Source organism: Nonomuraea sp. NPDC026600, assembly GCF_040638335.1.
Taxonomy (GTDB): domain Bacteria; phylum Actinomycetota; class Actinomycetes; order Streptosporangiales; family Streptosporangiaceae; genus Nonomuraea.
The window spans coordinates 13,356-31,227 of the sequence record NZ_JBEZYD010000052.1 but is presented as its reverse complement, the minus strand read 5'-3'; the positions used below and the strand labels follow the sequence as shown (position 1 = coordinate 31,227).

Genomic DNA, 17,872 nt, shown 5'->3' with positions numbered 1-17,872 from the left:
CCGACCTTGACGCGGTCAACGAGATCACCACCAACGCCGTGCGCTACGGCGGCGGAGGCGGGCGGCTGAGCCTGTGGCAGGCCAGCGACCGGCTCCACTGCCAGGTCACCGACAGCGGACCCGGCCTGCCGTGGCCGGACAAACGCAGCCACCGTCCCGTGCCGCCCGGCAGCGGCCGGGGCCCGTGGCTGGCCCGGCAATGGGTCAACCACCTGACCATCGAGAGCGACGCCAACGCCACCACCGTCACCCTGGAGACCGCCGCACCGCAGCCGGACCACCCCCGAGCAAGATCCTTTAGTGATGTGTGGTGGGGCTTGGTGAAGATTTGCCTGTCGCAGACTGCATCTGGTCCTCTCAGTGGCAGGTGGGCACCGTCACACCGAGCGCGGGGGCCTACCTCATCTAACTGGACGACCTCTTGTCGATAACGGACGGTAGTCATATGGTCGCGGAGGCAGTTCTTTTCAAGGCGAGGAAAGGCTCTCCGCATGGGCAAGCACGAAGGCGAAAAGCCCAAGTCGAAACCGCTTGAGCTCCCGAAGCATGACAAGAACACGGGCGATGGGGACGGCAGCGGTGGCAAGCATGAGGGGGACGGAAAGCAAAAGTGATGCCCGACCTCGAGGCAAGCGTCGACAGCATGATCACTGCGATCAGCGGGACTCGGGCCCCGATCCGCGGCACGATCGCCAACGCGCTGCATGCGGTGCCAAGGCACCTGTTCGTGCCCTCGTTGGGCGTGGCTCTGACCCACGCGGGCCCCGAGCTGATCGACCGGCGCCGCGACCCAGAGGCATGGTGGGCGGCCGTGTACGGACCATCCGCCATCGTGACGCAACTCGACAAGGGTGCAACGGACATCCGCGACGTGGAAGGGCGCTACACCTCTTCCAACTCGGCCCCGGGCACGGTGGTCGACCTGCTCACGCTGCTCGATCCCGATCCCGGGCACCGCATACTCGAGGTCGGCACCGGTACCGGGTGGACGGCCGCGCTGTTGTCCCACCTGGTCGGCGACGCCGCTCGCGTGACATCGATGGAGGTCGATCCGGCAGTCGGCGAGCAGGCGGGAAAGGCTTTGGCCGCAGCCAGCGTGCACCCGCACCTGATCGTTGGCGATGGGGCGGCCGGCTGGCCAGAGGGAGCCCGGTACGACCGCGTGCACGTCACGTGCGCCGTCCATACCGTTCCGTACGCGTGGATCGAGCAATGCCGCCCCGGCGCGGTCATCGTCACGCCGTACTCCCCCGGGTTCGACACCGACCATTCGCTACGGCTCGTCGTCATGCCGGATGGCAGTGCCGTCGGGAGGTTCCCGGGCTACGCCTCGTACATGATGATGCGCTCCCAGGGCGCAACGCCGGGAGATCCGGACGACGGTAGCGGCCGACGGTTCACCACCGCAGTAGATCCCCGCACGATCACGTACGCGCCGGCCGGCGCGGGCCTGGTCATGTCGGCCCTGACTGGTTTGCGTATGCGGCTCGACGATGAGAAGAGGCTGTTCCTCGTCGACCCCGGCAACCCTGGTCGGTGGGGCGCCGCCATCTATGAGCCCGACGGCGAACCGTGGGTGTACGAGCTCGGCGACCGTCACCTCTGGGAGGAGGTGACCAACGCCTACTTCGAGTGGGTGAGCAGGGGTGAGCCGGGCCTCGATCGGTTCGGCATGACCGTCACCTCCGACGGCCAACAGCTCTGGCTCGACGCACCCGAGGCCACCATCGGCCCGCGCCGACGGTCGGCCACCGCGTGACACATCAGACTTGAACGTCAACCACGACGACGTGATCACCGAGTCGTTTCCTGGACGAGGCGCTTGGCACTGACCTGCGCGAACGCGATCCTGTGATCAGCTGAGACACGAGGGCCCGCCAGCGAGCGGGCCCTTCGTCGTCTGCACGATCTCCCACGTGAAGGGGGGAGACGCTCAGGGATGGGAGTGACGATCCGCGCATCACCTGGATCGTCATCAAGGCCGAAGCCGTGTCGCCCGGCTCCCGGCCTGGACGACCGCGTCCCTGCCACGAGGCGATCGGTGGCAGGGACACGGCGTCCTGCTGCTAGCTCTTCGCCTTCTGCCCGGTTTCCTTGATGCAGTACGGGCAGAAGGGTTCAGGGTCGACGCAGATCTTGACGCTGTCGGAGTTGTCAGCGGGATCGAGATCCAGCTCCTTGCCGTCGGCGGTGGCCGCGTTGGTCGTCTCTCCGACCGCTGTGGCCTTGGCATGGACGGTCAACGTGGCCGAGGCGCCACTGGCCAGCGCGCCGACCGTCCACATCCCGCTCGCCGGGGCGTAGGTCCCGTTGGAGGCCATGGCGGACATGAAGGTGAGGTTGGACGGCAGCACGTCCTTGACCATGACCCCTGTCGCGTCGTTCGGGCCGGCGTTGCGTACGGTGACGCGATAGGTGACGGTCTGGCCCACGGTCACCTTGGTCGAATCGGCGGACTTGACCACGCTCAGGTCCACGGCCGGGTTGACCTCGGTAACGGTGTCGCCGCTGGTAGAGGTCAGCTGCTCCGGCTCCGGGCCGAGCCGGTTCTCGTAGCCGACCGTCCCCTGGTTGGTCACCTTCCCGCCCGCGGCGTCCCGGCCGACCTTGACCTTGAACTCCACGGTGGTGCCGCCGGGCAGGCTCGCGGCGTTGGGCAGCGAACCCCCGGCAGCGGGGGTGGCGCCGTTCCCCAGGGTGAAGGAGACCTTGCCGGCCACGGCGTCGAACGCGCCCTGGTCGTCGCCCGCCTGATCGGTCTTGTCCCCGATGCCCGGGCCGTCGACCACCCGGAGCGAGCCGGGCACGTAGGTGGTCCCCGCCGGGACGGTGTCGCTGAGGCGCACGTTCTCCGCCGTGGCGCCGCCCTTGTTGACCGCGGTGACCCGGTAGGTGATCACGTCGCCGACGTCGACCGGCCCCTGCGGGCTCGCGGTCTTGGTGACGACAACGCACGGCGCGGTCGCGAAGGAGATGTCATCGAGCAGGTTGCCGAAGGTGCGGTTCCCGCCGGCCGCCGAGACGGAACGGAAGGCGAACCTGGTGGTCGTCTGGCCCGCGGGCACGATGTAGGTGCCGGAGTAGGTGCCCCAGCTCCCGGTGCCGTCCGACATGACCCGCTGTTGCACCGGGGCCGCCGGAGCGCCGATGTCCAAGGCCATCGTGTCGACCCCCAGCCGGCCGCGGTGGGACAGCCGCCAGTACAGCTTCATCCCCGGGGTGGTCGCGTGGTCCTGGTACAGGGTCGAGACCTGGTTGGCGTTCAGCTCGGCGAGTTGCCTGCCCTCTTTGGGCGGGGTGTTGGCCGGGTTCGGCGGGCTGGCCCACAGCTCGATCATGTGGTCGGTGGCGGTGGTGAGCCAGCCGGGCACGTGGTTCGGCGCGCCGGTCTGCGAGGCGTCGGGGAACGAGGCCCACGTCCCGCGGCTGACGACCGGCTGCTCGAAACCGCCGTTGACCAGCGACACCTGGTCGGGGCAGGTGGCGGGATCCGGCGCGACCCGCGAAACCGCCGGGGCGGTGACGGCAGGTGCGGCGGCGGCCGGGACCGCGCCGAACAGCGTCAGCGGAAGGGCCACCGCCGCGAGGGCGGCGACCGGGTAACACATCCCTCGGATGTGCCTCATCGTGTTGTTCCTCTCGTCGCAGAGAACTGCCTTCATCCACCGGGCCGGGGAAACCGGCGCCGGACGGCAGCCTCGCCCGACGAGGACACGCGGCGGCACGCGACACGTGCGGCCGCACCAACAGTTGGCTCGATCTTGTTCAGCGCGTACACGGCGTGGGCATCGCCGGCGGTCTGTCGCTGCGGTAGCGCTGGCGTAGAACGCGGTCCAGGTCTGCTGCGCGGTTGACAAGGTCGGCGAGGGATCGTCAGTCGATGTCGAGTGCGGCCATGCCCTTGTCCACGGCGGCTTCGAGATCTCCGCGTCAGGCGTGGACGATGCCGAGATCTAAGGGGGCAGCGGGCCGGTGGTAACACCACCACCCCCACGGGACGAAGGCCTCAGCCCTGCAGCAGCGCACACAGCTCGTCCATCACGTCATCGAGCGAACCGGAGCCGTCGACCACCATGTCGGGATGCTCCGGCGGCTCGTAGGCCTGGCCGAGCCCGGTCATGTTCGGCAGCGTGCCGGCCTTCGCCTGGGCGTACAGGCCCTTCGGGTCCCGGTGCGCGCAGGCCGGCGTCCAGCAGGATGCGGGTCAGCTCGGCGACCCGACGCACGTTCTCCGCGCGGTCGCCCAGGGTGAAACCGAGGTCCTTGTTCAGTCCGCTTCGGACGTTGTCTCCGTCGAGCACGTAGGTGTGCAGTCCCATGGCGTGCAGCCGGCGCTCCAGCGCGTTGGCGATCGTCGACTTGCCGGCGCCCGGTAGGCCGGTCAGCCACAACACCTTGGCCTGCTGCCCCTTCAGCCGTTGCCGCGCGTCCCGGTCGACGGTGTACGCGTGCGGAACGACGTTGCGGCCGCGCCGCAGCGCGCGCCGGACCATGCCCGCCGCCACGGTCGCCGGTCCTGCTGATCTCCACAGGGATGGGTCTCGTCGTCTGTGCGCTGCTGCTGACGGTTCCCGCTGTTCGCGGTCTCACCAGAAAAGACCAGGCAGAAAGGTGAACACCGAATCACCTCGATGGACGTGCCCACCCGCCAGGCCTACGTCATGGCCATGGTCCCGCCCCCGAGCTCACCGCCACAGCCGCCGTCACCAACACCGCCCGCTACCTGACGCGCCCGGCCGGTCCTGCGGTGGAGGACATCGGATGATTTACGTACTACGGCGGGCCTCGGGCAACGTACCCGAGGCCCGCCGGGCGTCATCGCAGGTTGTAGGCGCGGATGACGGTGTAGTCGACGGTGCCGCCGTCGGCCCGCTCCGCGTGCGCGCGCACGGACACCGAGCCCTTGTCCGGGTGGTTCAGCGTGGCCAGCCACGTGTCCGTTCCGGTCGGGATCAGGACCGCCTTCCGCCACGTCGCGCCCTCGTCGTAGGAGACCTCGACACTGACCCGCCGGTTCCGCGAGGCGGCCGAGCCCGGCTGAGCCTTCAAGCTCACCGGCACCATGAACGGCCGGCCGGCCGGTGCGCTGTTGGCCAGGTCGACCTGCGGCGTGAAGGAGAACGACGCCAGGGGCAGGTACGTCCACTTGTCCGTGCCCACCTCACCGGACTTGAACGTCCACGCACCGCTGATCTTGGTGGAGGCGTTGAAGCCGGTCGTACGGTCGACGTCGTACTCCAGCCGATAGGTGCTCTCGGTCGACGGCACCGGCCCGCTGGCGTCGTAGAAGTACTTTGGTATCTCGGCCAGCTGGACGCCGTCGCGATAGAACCCGACCCGGCCGCCGTCGAGCAGCGAGTAGCCGGTGTGCCCGGAGTCGTCGCCGAACGGCGGGATGTTCAACATGATGGTGTTCCCAGTCCGGGCGACGTACGTGCGCGGGTTGAACTTCGGCCCGCCAGGTCCGCGTTGCCAGTCGACCACGTATTTCCTGCCCGGCTGCCAGGTGGTGTCGTCGTACCAGAACTGCGTCTGGCGCCCTCCGCTCACCTCCCACCGGTTGTCCCAGACCACGCCCTTCGCGCTGTAGTAGATGGTCCGGGTGCTGGGCACGTCATACCTGATCGGTCCCGACATCGCGCTGCCGCCCTCGGACGGGAAACCGAAGTTGTGCATGTAGCCCTGCTGCTTGTCCGGGGTCACGCCGTGGTTGCGGTTGACCACGGTCGCCAGCTCGCCCGGGCGCACGGTGTGGCGGTAGCCGGTGAGGAACCGGCCGCGGACGAACTGCACGAGGTCGTACTCGTACGGCGAGCCGTAGAACGTGCCGTCGGCGCCCGGCTCGGCCCAGAAGCTGCGCACCTCCGACACCAGCGTGCCCTGATCGGCCGTCACCTCCTTACCCAGGTCCGCGGTGAACAGCTTGCCGAAGTCGGCACCGACGATCCGCGTCGCCAGGCCGTATCCGCGCGGCAGGCTGCGGAAGAAACCGGCCGCGGCCAGCCGGGTCCGCGCCGAGGACTTCGGTACGGTCACCGACACCGGTGTGCCCTGGCGCGCGTCGAGCGTGAGGACTCCGTCGTCGGTGTTCCCGACGGTGAGGTTCGGCTGCACCAGCAGCGTCGAGGTCCCGTCGGGTGTGATCACCGTGGCCTGAACGTGGTAGCGGCCGGGCCGGAGCTTGGCCTTCACGGTGCCCGACGCGTCGTAGGGAACCCGGAAGACGTCCAGATCGAGACCGACCACCGACAGGTCGTAGTTACTCGCCGGCGTGCCCGCGCGGTCGGTGAGCTGGAAGGTGACGGTGCGGGTCTCGTGTCCCTTCGTGATCGTCAGTGGGGTCCGCACCGACACGCCGTCGGCGTTCGAGGCCAGCAGCATTCCGGTGAAGGTGCCTGTCGCCGACGGCACCCGGGTGTCGGCGGTCAGGGTGACCGCCGCGGTCCCACCGGCCGGCACGACGGCCCGCGCCGGACTGGCCGTGAACAGCCCGGCCGGCGCGACGACCCCGTCCGGGCCGGTCGCCGTGATCGTGAGGTCGAGGGTGACGGGCGCTGTGCCGTCGTTCCGGTAGGTGATCGTCTTCGTCACGGGAACGTCGTCTTCGGCCGGCCACGGTTGCGACCCGAGCGCGAGGCCGGTGACGTCGGGCAGGATGGCCTGCTGGACCGCGCGGCCGACGTCGACCCGGCCGGCGCCCTGCTGGAAGGCGTTCAGGCCCGGGTTCGGCTTGGCCGTGGCGACCAGCGCGGCTTTGAGGTCGGGGCCGGTCCACTTCGGGTGCTGCTGCGCCAGCAGCGCCGCGGCTGCCGCGACGTGCGGCGTGGCCATCGACGTCCCGTTCAGCTGGGTGTACCCGGGCGAGTACTCCGCATAGTCGGATCCCTTCGCCAGCGCCGCGACGATGCCCACGCCCGGCCCGGTGATGTCCGGCTTGATCGCGCCGTCGACGCGCGGCCCGCGGTTGGAGAAGGACGCCAGGGCATCCTGCTTGTCGACCGCGCCGACGGCGAGCGCGGCGTCCGCGGTGGCCGGCGAGGACACACCGCCGTCACGGCCCTCGTTGCCCGCGGCCACGACGAACAGCGTGCCGGTGGTCGCGGTCAGGCGGTTCACCGCCTCCTCCAGGACGTCGACGCCCGGGAAGTCGGTGCCGCCGAGGCTCATGTTGACCACTTTCGCCCGCTCGGCGGCCCACTCCATCCCGGCCAGGATCGCCGACTCGGTGCAGTTGCGGGTGCTGCACACCTTGCCGATCAGCAGGTTCGCCCCGGGCGCCACGCCGCGGTACTTTCCGCCCGATGCCGAACCGCTGCCGGCGATGGTGGATGCGACGTGCGTGCCGTGACCGACGGTGTCCACGGTGTCGGCGGCGTCGCTGAAGTTCTTCTCCTCGACGATCTTCCCGGCCAGGTCCGGGTGGGAGTTGTCGATCCCGGTGTCCAGGACGGCGACGGTAATCCCGCTGCCGTCGTATCCGGCCGCCCAGGCGGTCGGCGCGCCGATCTGCTTCACGCTCTGGTCCAGCGAGACCTCGCGCTTGCCGTCGAGCCAGATCCGCCCGATGCCGGACGCCGCGGTGCGCTGGGTCGCCGGGCCGGCGGTCACCTCGGTCCAGAACTCGTGCGCTCTCGCTTTGCCGACCTTCACCGCGGCGGCGCCGATGCTGGGCAGCGTGCGGGTGACCTTCCCGGCCGACCTGACCCGGGCGGCGGCCTTGGCCTCGTACGACACGATGGTGGGCACGTCGTCGACGTGCGCGTCGTCGTATCCGGCCTGGACGAGCCCGGTCACGTCGAACAGCCGCCGGTCGAGCCGGGCGGCCGACACCAGCTTCTGGGCGTCGTTCGGCACGACGAACTGGTGCCCGTCGCGTTCGTACTGGCTGAAACCGACCTTTTCGCGGCCGGGCGCGGGGTCGATCGAGACCCGGTTCCCCTCGACATAGACCCGGTCGCCCGTCAGCAGGGTGACCCACGAGCCGCGGGGCGCCGTGGACTGGGTGCCGGAGGTCCACCGGGAGGGTGCCGGATCGGCGCTCGGCGTGGGCTCCGCGCTCGCGGTGGAGGTCAGACTCGCGGTTAACAGGGCGGTGGTGAGCAAGAGACCGGGCAGGCGCCGGCGCAGAGACGTCCTGGACATCAAATTCCTTCCTGATGGTGCAGGAAAGATTCTGAGATCAGGACCTTGAACGTAGGTACTCCTAATCGGGCATAACATCGCGTTATGCAGTTGGAGATCCGCCACCTCCAGGTTGTCGCGGCGATCGCCGAGTCCGGCAGCATCAGCCGGGCCTCGGCCGTGCTCGGCCACAGCCAGCCGGCCGTCACCGCGCAGTTGCAGCGGATCGAGCGCGCGCTCGGCGGGAGGCTCTTCTCCCGCGACGGAACCGGCGCCAAGCCCACGGCGTTGGGTGCCATGGTCCTGTCCCATGCCCAGGGCATCATCGCGTTGCACGACGATCTGGTGCGCGACGTGCGACGCCGTGACGCCGACGGCGACCTGGCGACGCTCAGGCTCGGCGCCACTGCCGGGCCGATGGCCGCCGGCCTGATGACGGTCAGCCGCCGGTTGCTGCCGGAGGCCGAGGTGTCCCTGCACGTGAGCGACGAGGACGAGGAACTGGTCGAACTGCTCGCCGAATCCCGGCTGGAGATCGGGCTGAGCGTCGACTATCCGGGCTACGAGCTACCGGTGCCCGAGGGGCTGAGCGAAGCGGTACTGGGCGTCGAGCCCGTCTTCGTCGTCCTGTCGAAGGACCACCCGCTCGCGGCCGAACCCGAGGTGCCACTGGCCGCGCTGGCCGGCGAGCGCTGGCTGCCGGGTGTCGGCAAGGACATCAGGATGCGGGCGATGTTCCGGGACACCTGCCGCCGCGCGGGGTTCGTGCCGCAACGCATCCAGCGCACCGACGCCAGCCTGGTGTTCTCCCTGATCAGCCAGGGGCACGGAGTGTCCCTGTGCAGGGCGATCACGGCCGAGCGCGAGAATGTGGTGGTCAGGCCACTGGTCGGCGACCCGATGTGGGTGCGGGAGCGGCTCCTGTGGTCGGCGGGCTCGCCGGTCGCCGAGCACGTACCGGGTATCCGTGATGTGCTCGCCGCGGCGTACCGGGAGCAGGCGGAGGCGATGCCGGCCTATCAGGCGTGGCAGCGCAGCCGCCGCCGGTCCTGGTCGGAGCGCGACATGGAGCCCTTCGCCTAGCAAGTCCCCCAGGTGCGGGGCCACGCGGGCTGGTACAAATGCGGCATGAGCGAATCCGTCGGGTATCCCCCGCAGCCGAACGTGCCGTCGGCCCGGCGTGTCTACAGTCGGACGTACCGTGTGTGGGCCCACGTGCTCCTGTGGACGCCGATCGCGCTCACGGTGGCCGGTGTCGTCCTCGGCCTGGGGCTGTTCGCGGCCGCTGACGCCGACCCGACGTACGGTTCGTCCGCGCTCGGCTATCTCGGCCTCTTCGCGTGGGGTGCCCTCGCGATCCTGTCACCGGCCCTGCTCGGGTCGTTCATCGCCGGGCTGGTCATGCTGAACCGCACGCGCCGCTGAAGCGTCAGCCCTTGACCGCGCCGGCGCTCAACCCCTGGATGAGAAAGCGCTGAACGTACGCGAAGAGCACGACGACGGGCGCGACGGCGATCAGGCCCCCGGCGGCGAGAGCACCGAAGTCGCTGCCGAACTCGCCCAGCAGGTAGCTCAGCCCGACGGGCACGGTGAACCGGTCCTGCGAGCTGATGAACATGATGGCGAACAGGAAGTTGTTCCACGCGCTGATGAACGCGAAGGACCCGACGGCGACGATCCCGGGCTTCAGCAGCGGCAGGACGACCGCGCAGAACGCCCGGATCCGGCTGCACCCGTCCACCTGAGCCGCCTCCTCCAGGGAGACCGGCACATTTCTGATGAAGCCCGCCATGAGGACGAGGGAGAGCGGCAGGTGGAAGACGGTGTCGGCGATGATCAGGCTCCATAGGCTGTTCGTCAGATAGAGCCCGTTGAAGATCTGGAAGAGCGGGATGAGCATCATGGCGCCCGGGATGAACTGCGTGCACAGCATGATGACCAGGAAGACGTTCTTGCCGCGGAAGGTGAGGCGGGCGAGCGCGTACCCGCCGAGCATGCCGATCACCGTCGACACGACGAGGCTGGCGACCGCGACGGCGATGCTGTTGCGGAAGTAGACGCCGAAGCCCGAGCCCTCCCAGACTCTGCGGAAGTTCTCCAGGGTGATGGGCCACGGCACGAGGGCCGTGGAACCCGGCGGCCGGAAGGCGAACAGCACCATCCAGTACAACGGGACGAGCGTGAAAAGCAAGAACAACGTCAGCGGCAGCCACAGCATCAGGCGGTCGCCCGTCGAGCGCCGTCGCTTGCGGGCCGCGTGCGTGCTGGCAGTGTGCTTCCGGGTCGGTGGTGTCACCGGGGTCCGCCCGACGTCGTCGCGGGTGGCGAGGCTCACTTGCCCTCCTTGGAATCGCCGGAGCTGATGCGCAGGTAGACCAGGGACGCGAAGGTCAGCAGCAGGAACGCCGTGACGGTGAGCGCGGAGCCGTAGCCGAAGTCCTGGTCGTGGATGGCGGTCTGGGCCACGTAGAGCGGCAGGGTGGTCGTCGAACCCGCCGGGCCGCCGGCGGTCATCGTGTACAGCAGGTCGACGTTGTTGAACTCCCACACCGCCCGCAGCAGCGTGGCGATGACCACGGCCTTGCGGATGTGCGGCCAGGTCACCGCCGAGAACCGGCGCAGCGGCCCGGCGCCGTCGACGTTCGAGGCCTCGTACAGCTCCAGCGGCACCGACTGCAGGTCGGCGAGGATGAGGATGGCGAAGAACGGGATGCCCTTCCACAGCTCGGCGAGGACCAGGGCCCAGAAGGTCGTGCCGGGATCCGACAGCAGGGAGGTCCCGTACTCGCCGATGCCCATGGACGCCAGGTAGTGCCCGATCCCGGTGGTGGGGTTGTAGAGCAGGATCCAGATCGTCGTGGTGAGGATGCCCGACACCGCCCATGGACTGAAGGCCAGGGCGCGGGCCAGCCCGCGGCCCACGAAGGTGCGGTTCAGCACCAGCGCCAGCGCCAGGCCGAACACGAACTGCAGCCCCACCTCCACGAACACCCACTGGGCGGTGAAGCGCAGGCTCCGCCAGAACAGCTCGTCGGCCAGCAGTGCCCGGTAGTTGTCCAGGCCGGCGAACCCGTCGTCGAGGGGCCGGGTGAGGTTGTGGTGGCGCAGGCTCTCCCAGAAGACGCTGAGCACGGGATAGAACAGGAAGACCAGCACCAGCACGACGGCCGGCGCGATCAGCAGGTACGCGTGCCCGGCCCGGGACCCGCCCGGGCGGCGCGCCGCGGGCGGGCGGCGCACCGGTTCGGCGGTCGTGGAGCTCATCCGTGCTCCTTGTCGTACTTGCGCTTGGCCGTGGTCAGGGCCGTGGCCGCGGCGGTGAGGAAGTCACGCGGCGTCAGGCTGCCCTGCAGCACCTTCTGCCACTCAGGAAGCAGGTCGGTGACGGTGATGGAGCTGAATTCCGGCAGGTAGTAGGGCTGTTCCAGGGTCACGACGCCGGGCTTCGCGGCGGCGTCCAGCGCGGCCTTCATGGCGGCGTTCTCGGTCACCCACGGCTCTTTCGCGACCGTCTTGTTGCCCGGGAGGTATCCGGACTTCTGTGCCCAGAAGCTGTTGCCCTCGGGCTCCATCGTGTAGGCGAGGAACTTCCAGGCCTCCTCCTGGTGCTCGCTCTTCTGGAACATCGCGAACCCGGTCGTCATCCAGCCGGTCAGCACCTGGCCGTCTGGCCCGGGGAAGGGCGCGACGGCGCCGACCTTCTCGGCTCCCAGGGTGGCGACGTGGTTGGGGTAGGAGCCGATGCTGTGGCTCAACATGGCCGCGCCGCCGTTGCCGAACTGGGCCACCATGGTCTTGAAGTCGGCGGTCAGATCACTGCGCGCGGTCTGCTTGCCGAACAGGGCCACGTACTTCTCGCAGGCGGCGATGACCGCGGGGTCGTCCAGCGTGGAGGACCCGTCCTCGCGGAAGAACGTGCTCACGCCCGCGCGTGGATAGACCATCTGCACGAACTGGCTGAAGAAGCCGTTGCCGCCGCGCAGCGTGTAGCCGAAGCGGCCGGAGGAGGCGTTGGTGAGGCGGCTCGCGGCCGCGTCGAAGTCCGCCCAGGTGGCCGGCGGCTTCAGCCCGGCCTCCTGGAACCAGTCGGCGCGATAGTAGATCACGTCGGCGAGGCTGGTGGTGGGCGTCAGGTAGAGCTTGCCGTCGGGGGCTGCGGCCCGGGAGGACTTGAGCATCTGCTCGGAGATCTGCTGTTCGAGGCCGGCCTTCTTCAGGCGTTCGTCCAGGGGAGCCAGCGCGTTCTGGGCCACCAGAGCCGCGAGGTCGGACGCCTTCGGGGTGAGCAGGTCGGGTGTGGAGCGCGTGGCGATCGCAGTGTTGATCTTCTGCATGTACTGGTCGGTGGGCAGGCCCAGGTAGTTGATGCGGATGCCGGGGTTCTTGGCCTCGAACATCGAGATCAGCTTCTTGAGGTTGGCCGTGCGCTCCGGCCGGGTGTCGGTGTCCCACAACTGCAGCGTGACGGTGCCGCCGCTGCCGCTGCCTGAGCCGCCGCAGGCGCTCACCGCGGACGCCAGACCCATGGCGACGCCGGCCTGTGCCGCCGTCCGGATGAAGCCGCGGCGGGACAGGGCCTGCGGGCCGAGGACCTCGGCCGGGTGGTGCTGACGGGTCATGGGTCTTTCCTCTCGTTCACCAAGAACTACGCTCCGCTGTGCGGTTGCCATACGGTACATGAGATATGAGATTTAGGGTATGGTCGGTTCTATACAATCGACGACAAGTGAAGGAGTGCGGGTGAGTGAGACAGCGTTGGGCGCGATCAAAGCGTCTTCCAGGACGGCCCTCGTCCTCGATGCGCTGCGTCGCGGCATTCTGAGCGGCGAGCTGCCGGCCGGGCGTGCTCTCGTGGAGGTGGAGCTCGCCAGCCGTTTCGGCGTCTCCAAGACTCCGGTGCGCGAGGCGCTGAAGACGCTCAGTGGCGCCGGCCTGGTCACCATCGGCGAATACACCGGGGTGACGGTCCGCAAGGTCGACGAGCGCCTCACTCGCAGCGTGTTCGACGCCCGGTGCCTGATCGAGCCGGTCGCGGTGCGGCGAAGCGTCGAGGCGGGACTGCGCGACGGCGGCCGGCTCGCCCGCGAGGCCCTGCGCAAGGCGGACGAGGCCACGGACGAGGTGACCCGCAGCCTTGCCAATCGCGACTTCCACCGCGCCCTCTACGCCGACTACGACAACGAGGTGCTGGTCGGCGTGCTCGACCAGCTGCGCGACCAGACGGCCCTCATCTCCGTCAACGTCTGGTCCCAGCGTCCCTCCTGGGAGGACGAGGCGCAGGAGCACCGGCAGATTCTCGAGGCGGCACTGAACGGGCAGGCCGACGAGGCGGCCCGGCTCGTGTTGCAGCACATCAGCGTGTTCCAGGAGCGGGCGCTCCAGCAGATCAAGGAGGCCGGCCGTGAGGTTCGGTGAGCTCTCCCAGGCCCTGCGCGACGTCGTCGCCATCCCGGTCACGCCCTACGTCGGCGGCGTCCCCGACCTCGCGCTGTACCGTTCGCTGCTGCGCCGCCTGGTCGACGCGGGCGTCACCGTGCTCACCCCGAACGGCAACACCGGCGAGTTCTACGCCCTGAGCGCCGAGGAGCGGCTTCAGCTGATCACGGCCGCCGCAGAAGCCGTGCGGGGAGAGGCGCATCTCCTGGCCGGGATCGGCCTCGACGTCGCCACCGCCGTCGAGGAGGCCCGCCACGCGGCGGCGCACGGCATCCGGATGGTCATGGTGCACCAGCCGGTGCACCCGCACGTGTCGGCCCAGGGCTGGCTCGACTACCACAGGGAGATCGCCGAAGCGGTGCCGGACCTGGCCCTGGTCCTCTACCTGCGCAACGCCTGGGTCGACGGCCGGCTGCTGGCGCGGCTGGGCGACCTGTGCCCCAACGTGATCGCCCTGAAGTACGCCGTCGCGGACGTCAACCGTTTCGCGCAGCTACGCGCGGAGGCAGGCCCCGACCGGTTCGTCTGGATCGCCGGGCTGGCCGAACCGTACGCGCTGTCCTACGCCGTCCACGGGGCCGAGGGCTTCACCTCCGGGCTGGTGAACGTCAACCCCGCCTTCTCGCTCCGGCTCAGGGACGCCCTGCGCGAGGAGCGCTATCCGGCGGCGGAGCGGATGCTCAACGACATCGCGCGGTTCGAGCACCTGCGCGCGGTCGACGGCGGAGCCAACAACGTCAGCGTCGTCAAGGAGGCGATGCACCAGCTCGGCCTGTGCGACCGCGCGGTCCGGGCGCCGAGCACCGTCCTGGGCGAACCCGAACGGCAGGAGGTCGCGCGGATCCTCACCGAGTGGGCGAAGGCCGACGACCTCGGGCCCCTGCCCGTGGCGGCGTCATGAGGATCAGCGGCCTCCGCTCGTTCGTGCAGCGCGTCGGCGAGCGTCCCCGGGTGCTGGTGCGCGTCGACACCGACGAGGGCGTCAGCGGCTGGGGCGAGGCCTACAACCACGGTCCCGACCTGGCGCTCGGCCCCCTGCTCGACTACCTCGGCGGGCAGATCAGGGGTGCGGATCCGCGGCGCGTGGAATACGTGTCCCAGCTCCTCCTCCGCACCGCCAGGTTCCCGCAGGGGGCGCTCGGGCTGGCGGCGATCGCCGCCATCGACCATGCGCTGTGGGACATCACCGCCAAGGCGCTCGGCGTGCCCGTCTACCAGGTGCTCGGTGGCGCCGTACGGGATCGGGTGCGCGTCTACTGCGGGCTCTACTCCGCGCCCGACCCCGACGAGTGCCGCCGCCAGACCACCGAGCTGCACCGGCGCCACGGATTCACCGCCTTCAAGCTGAGCCCGTTCCGTACGGACCTGCACGCCAGACGCTGGGGTCTCGTCGTCGCCGAGACGGCGGAATGGGCTCAGGAGGTCAGGCGGTGCTGCCCGGAGGAGTTCGACTTCGCCTTCGACGCGCACGCCAAGATCTTCGAGCCCTACCAGGCGGTTCAGCTCGGCAACGCCCTGGCACCGATGGACCCGCTCTTCCTGGAGGAGCCGCTCCGCCCGGAGCACTTCGCCTCCTGGGGCCACCTGCGCCAGCAGTTGGAGGTGCCCCTGGCCACCGGGGAGAGCCTGTACTCTCCCCACGAGTTCCTGAACCTGCTCACCCACGGGGGCGCCGACCTCGTCCAGCCGGACATCTGCGTGGTGGGCGGCATGTCCCAGATGCGGCGCATCGCGACCCTCGCCGAGACCTTCAACACCATGGTGGCGCCCCACAACCCGATGGGGCCACTGGCCACCGCGCACAACGTGCACTTCGCCGCGGCCTGCAGCAACTTCTCGATCCTGGAGTACAAGCCGGAGACGACGAGGTGGTGCCCGGACCCGTACATGCCGGTCGACGGGCACCTGGAGCTGCGGCCCGACCGGCCCGGCTGGGGGATCACCATCGACGAGGACGCCCTGGCGGAGGACGACTACGTGCACTGGGAACGCCGGGTTCCCATCCGGCCGGACGGGTCCCTCGCGTTCTGCTGACACGGCGGGGCCCTGGCAGGTGCCGGGGCCGGCGGGCGCTCGTCGCGGTGGCCGCCCGTCTGCGCAGCCGCCAGTGTTCGGGCACCTATCCTTGCTTGCATGGGTGACGTACTGAAGGGGCGAGGTTGCGCGTGGGAGTTCGAGGACGGGGGGCTGCGCATTACGCCTGAGCCGGGTAAGGCGTCGAAACTGAGCATGGAGCTCGGTGAGCGGTTCGTGCCGTACCACGCGTTGGCCGATGTCATGGTGGAGCCTGGTGCACGCGGCAGGGTGGTGTTGCGGGTGGTTCCCCGGGAGGGAGCCGATCCGGTCATGTCCGCGGCAACGGGGCAGCTCCAGGAGTCGCTCGATCCGTACCGGCTGGTGCTGCCCGCCGCCACGAAGACGCTGGCCGACCAGTATGCCGACGAGATGCGCGCGGCCCTGTCCGAGCGCGGTCCGGCTGAGCGGTTCCTGATCGCCGGTCCTTCGGTGCCGCGTAGTTTCAGGGCATTGGACGGTGAGGCCGCCTTCGACGGGCAGGCTGTCACCTTCACCTGGTTCTCGTCCGCGGCTTCCCCGGCCAAGTACACGGCAGGTGACCGGCGTTACCCGATCACCGAGATCGAGGGCGTCGAGTGGAATGCGCTGGAGGACGCTCGCGGGTCGTTGCGGCTGCGCATCCGTGGGCACCAGGCCCTCTCCAACCCCAACAACGATCCCGCCTCCGTGGTGTTCGGCATTGGCTGGGGAGCCACGCATCACTCCCTGCCCTTCGCCGCCGCCGTGCTGGCCGCCGTACAAGCTCCCATGATCGAACAGGTCGCGGCGGAAGGCTGAGTGTCAGCCGGGGTCGGTCAGGACCTCGCCGCCTTCCACCGCGCCGGTGAGCAGGGGACGAGGCTTCGTCGCGGTAGGGTTCTGGCGGACTTTCTTCAAGATGGACGGCACGTGTGAGTAAGGCTAATGAGCTGATCGGCGCGGCGATGGAGGCCCTTGCCCGCGAGGATGAGGCAGCCTTCGACTCCGCCGCCGCCTTCCTGGCCGACCGGGACGACGCCGATCGCGTGCTGGTGGAGGTTGTGACCCGGGCGATCTCGGGGTTGTGGCGCAACGGCTGGCAGCCCGCCGACGTGGTCAGGATCGCGGCCAGGCGGCTGACCGACTGGCACGGGCGGGCGGCGGCCGACCTCATCGCCTGGGAGATGCGGGCCTACGCGCCGGCCACGGTGGATGAGCGCTGGCGCGACCAACTCGCCGGCCTGGAGGCCGCGGTGTGGTGGAAGGGCGGCTACCTGGCGGCGCGGCAGGCACGCGACGGGGCCAGCCGACTGGTGACCGTCTCCGGTGGGCTGGAGCTGCTGGGGTTGCTGGCCGGGCTGCCGCGGCTGGAGTCATTGAGCCCGCGGCCCGGGGCCGCTCGCTGTACGGTCCAGGCACGCTCGCACGCGGTCAGCGAGAAGACGTTCACGCGGGTGCGGGCGCTGCTTGCCAAGGCGGAGTCGACGCCGTACGAGGCGGAGGCGGAGACGTTCACGTCGGCGGCGCAGAGCTTGATGGCGAAGTACAGCATCGACGCGGCGATGCTGGACGCACAGCCAGGCGGAGGTGAGGCCCCGGCGGGCATCCGGGTCGGCATCGACGCGCCGTACGAGCAGCCCAAGGCCGTGCTGCTCGACCTCATCGCCGAGGCCAACAGGTGCCGGGTGATCTGGTCGAAGGAGCTGGGGTTCGCCACCGTGCTGGGGTTCTGGGCGGACCTGTCCTGGGTGGAGGTGCTGTTCACCTCGCTGCTGGTGCAGGCGCAGACCGCGCTGGTGAACTCGGGCACCAAGAAGCACGGCACCGGCCTGTCGAGGAACAAGACGTTCCGCCAGTCGTTCCTGTCGGCGTTCGCCTCCAGGATCGGGGAGCGGCTCGCCGAGGCCACGGCGAGTGCGGTCTCGCTGGAGAGCGCCAGCCGGGGCACCGACCTGGTGCCGGTGCTGGCGGCCCGCGAACAGGAGCTGGAGCAGGCGGTCGAGCGCATGTTCCCGAACCTGGTCTCGCACGCGGTCCGCACGTCCTGGGACCGGGAGGGCTGGGCGGCCGGCCGTACCGCCGCCGATCAGGCCAGCCTCGGGGCGCGAGACCGATAGCGCCTGCTCTCTCCGTCCACCCCGGCCGACCGGGCACCCCGATTACCCCGCGCCCGCTGCCAAGCGATCAGCAGGAACGCGGGATCACAGACGAGATTGAACACATCACAAAACCCGCGATCTGCATCCTCGATCGTCCAACGGTGCAGCTTGGCCTGCCATGT

The 17,872-nt window shown here is 69.6% G+C and carries 15 protein-coding genes and 1 pseudogene; 10 read left to right on the top strand and 6 right to left on the bottom strand.

Features of this window, described 5'->3' with window-relative positions; all coding sequences use genetic code 11:
• Positions 1-23 precede the first annotated feature (23 nt).
• The 3 genes from AB0F17_RS59245 to AB0F17_RS59235 are packed head-to-tail and all read left to right on the top strand — an operon-like array spanning position 24 to position 1,759.
• Positions 24-431, top strand: a complete 408-nt coding sequence (locus tag AB0F17_RS59245; RefSeq protein WP_358044131.1) for an ATP-binding protein — start codon at positions 24-26, stop codon at positions 429-431.
• Between the two features lie 60 nt (positions 432-491).
• Positions 492-614: a hypothetical protein gene (locus AB0F17_RS59240; RefSeq protein WP_358044028.1), complete on the top strand. Its 123-nt coding sequence runs from the start codon at positions 492-494 to the stop codon at positions 612-614.
• 29 nt (positions 615-643) lie between these two features.
• The gene (locus AB0F17_RS59235) at positions 644-1,759 is read left to right on the top strand and encodes a methyltransferase domain-containing protein (RefSeq protein ID WP_358044025.1); all 1,116 of its coding nucleotides are present in this window, start codon (positions 644-646) and stop codon (positions 1,757-1,759) included.
• 307 nt (positions 1,760-2,066) lie between these two features.
• Here the strand turns inward: AB0F17_RS59235 and AB0F17_RS59230 are convergent, their stop codons facing one another.
• The 3 genes and pseudogenes from AB0F17_RS59230 to AB0F17_RS59220 form a co-directional block, all read right to left on the bottom strand.
• Positions 2,067-3,626, bottom strand: a complete 1,560-nt coding sequence (locus tag AB0F17_RS59230; protein ID WP_358044022.1) for a DUF11 domain-containing protein — start codon at positions 3,624-3,626, stop codon at positions 2,067-2,069.
• Positions 3,627-4,006: 380 nt separating this feature from the next.
• Positions 4,007-4,493, bottom strand: a pseudogene (locus AB0F17_RS59225) (adenylyl-sulfate kinase).
• A 322-nt stretch (positions 4,494-4,815) separates the two neighbouring features.
• Positions 4,816-8,142 (bottom strand): S8 family serine peptidase, encoded by a 3,327-nt coding sequence (locus AB0F17_RS59220; protein WP_358044019.1) that lies wholly within the window; start codon positions 8,140-8,142, stop codon positions 4,816-4,818.
• 84 nt (positions 8,143-8,226) lie between these two features.
• Between AB0F17_RS59220 and AB0F17_RS59215 the strand changes: the two genes are divergently transcribed.
• Together AB0F17_RS59215 and AB0F17_RS59210 are read left to right on the top strand one after the other, a co-directional pair.
• A complete protein-coding gene (locus tag AB0F17_RS59215) occupies positions 8,227-9,204 on the top strand; it encodes a LysR family transcriptional regulator (protein WP_358044016.1) in 978 nt (325 codons plus the stop codon).
• Between the two features lie 45 nt (positions 9,205-9,249).
• The gene (locus AB0F17_RS59210) at positions 9,250-9,546 is read left to right on the top strand and encodes a hypothetical protein (RefSeq protein ID WP_358044013.1); all 297 of its coding nucleotides are present in this window, start codon (positions 9,250-9,252) and stop codon (positions 9,544-9,546) included.
• 4 nt (positions 9,547-9,550) lie between these two features.
• On the opposite strand, the gene AB0F17_RS59205 is transcribed toward AB0F17_RS59210, so the two are convergent.
• The 3 genes from AB0F17_RS59205 to AB0F17_RS59195 are packed head-to-tail and all read right to left on the bottom strand — an operon-like array spanning position 9,551 to position 12,740.
• Positions 9,551-10,456 (bottom strand): carbohydrate ABC transporter permease, encoded by a 906-nt coding sequence (locus tag AB0F17_RS59205; protein WP_358044010.1) that lies wholly within the window; start codon positions 10,454-10,456, stop codon positions 9,551-9,553.
• Positions 10,453-11,385: a sugar ABC transporter permease gene (locus AB0F17_RS59200; RefSeq protein ID WP_358044007.1), complete on the bottom strand. Its 933-nt coding sequence runs from the start codon at positions 11,383-11,385 to the stop codon at positions 10,453-10,455. The genes AB0F17_RS59205 and AB0F17_RS59200 overlap by 4 nt, the downstream gene beginning before the upstream one ends.
• Positions 11,382-12,740 (bottom strand): sugar ABC transporter substrate-binding protein, encoded by a 1,359-nt coding sequence (locus tag AB0F17_RS59195; protein ID WP_358044004.1) that lies wholly within the window; start codon positions 12,738-12,740, stop codon positions 11,382-11,384. Before AB0F17_RS59195 ends, AB0F17_RS59200 begins: the two co-directional genes overlap by 4 nt.
• Before the next feature lie 121 nt (positions 12,741-12,861).
• Between AB0F17_RS59195 and AB0F17_RS59190 the strand changes: the two genes are divergently transcribed.
• The 5 genes from AB0F17_RS59190 (at position 12,862) to AB0F17_RS59170 (ending at position 17,708) form a co-directional block, all read left to right on the top strand.
• The gene (locus AB0F17_RS59190) at positions 12,862-13,536 is read left to right on the top strand and encodes a GntR family transcriptional regulator (RefSeq protein WP_358044001.1); all 675 of its coding nucleotides are present in this window, start codon (positions 12,862-12,864) and stop codon (positions 13,534-13,536) included.
• Positions 13,523-14,458 carry a dihydrodipicolinate synthase family protein gene (locus AB0F17_RS59185; protein ID WP_358043999.1) on the top strand — a complete coding sequence of 312 codons (936 nt, stop codon included), beginning with the start codon at positions 13,523-13,525 and terminating at the stop codon, positions 14,456-14,458. The genes AB0F17_RS59190 and AB0F17_RS59185 overlap by 14 nt, the downstream gene beginning before the upstream one ends.
• The gene (locus AB0F17_RS59180) at positions 14,455-15,591 is read left to right on the top strand and encodes a mandelate racemase/muconate lactonizing enzyme family protein (protein ID WP_358043996.1); all 1,137 of its coding nucleotides are present in this window, start codon (positions 14,455-14,457) and stop codon (positions 15,589-15,591) included. The genes AB0F17_RS59185 and AB0F17_RS59180 overlap by 4 nt, the downstream gene beginning before the upstream one ends.
• A 99-nt stretch (positions 15,592-15,690) precedes the next feature.
• Positions 15,691-16,410: a DUF4429 domain-containing protein gene (locus AB0F17_RS59175; RefSeq protein WP_358043993.1), complete on the top strand. Its 720-nt coding sequence runs from the start codon at positions 15,691-15,693 to the stop codon at positions 16,408-16,410.
• Between the two features lie 113 nt (positions 16,411-16,523).
• The gene (locus tag AB0F17_RS59170; protein ID WP_358043990.1) at positions 16,524-17,708 is read left to right on the top strand and encodes a DUF2786 domain-containing protein; all 1,185 of its coding nucleotides are present in this window, start codon (positions 16,524-16,526) and stop codon (positions 17,706-17,708) included.
• Positions 17,709-17,872 lie beyond the last annotated feature (164 nt).

Coding starts and splice junctions, on each gene's coding strand:
- AB0F17_RS59230 (WP_358044022.1), bottom strand. CDS start 3,626: ATGAGGCACATCCGAGGGATGTGTTACCCGGTCGCCGCCCTCGCGGCG.
- AB0F17_RS59195 (WP_358044004.1), bottom strand. CDS start 12,740: ATGACCCGTCAGCACCACCCGGCCGAGGTCCTCGGCCCGCAGGCCCTG.
- AB0F17_RS59210 (WP_358044013.1), top strand. CDS start 9,250: ATGAGCGAATCCGTCGGGTATCCCCCGCAGCCGAACGTGCCGTCGGCC.
- AB0F17_RS59240 (WP_358044028.1), top strand. CDS start 492: ATGGGCAAGCACGAAGGCGAAAAGCCCAAGTCGAAACCGCTTGAGCTC.
- AB0F17_RS59215 (WP_358044016.1), top strand. CDS start 8,227: ATGCAGTTGGAGATCCGCCACCTCCAGGTTGTCGCGGCGATCGCCGAG.
- AB0F17_RS59220 (WP_358044019.1), bottom strand. CDS start 8,142: ATGTCCAGGACGTCTCTGCGCCGGCGCCTGCCCGGTCTCTTGCTCACC.
- AB0F17_RS59180 (WP_358043996.1), top strand. CDS start 14,455: ATGAGGATCAGCGGCCTCCGCTCGTTCGTGCAGCGCGTCGGCGAGCGT.
- AB0F17_RS59235 (WP_358044025.1), top strand. CDS start 644: ATGATCACTGCGATCAGCGGGACTCGGGCCCCGATCCGCGGCACGATC.
- AB0F17_RS59175 (WP_358043993.1), top strand. CDS start 15,691: ATGGGTGACGTACTGAAGGGGCGAGGTTGCGCGTGGGAGTTCGAGGAC.
- AB0F17_RS59200 (WP_358044007.1), bottom strand. CDS start 11,385: ATGAGCTCCACGACCGCCGAACCGGTGCGCCGCCCGCCCGCGGCGCGC.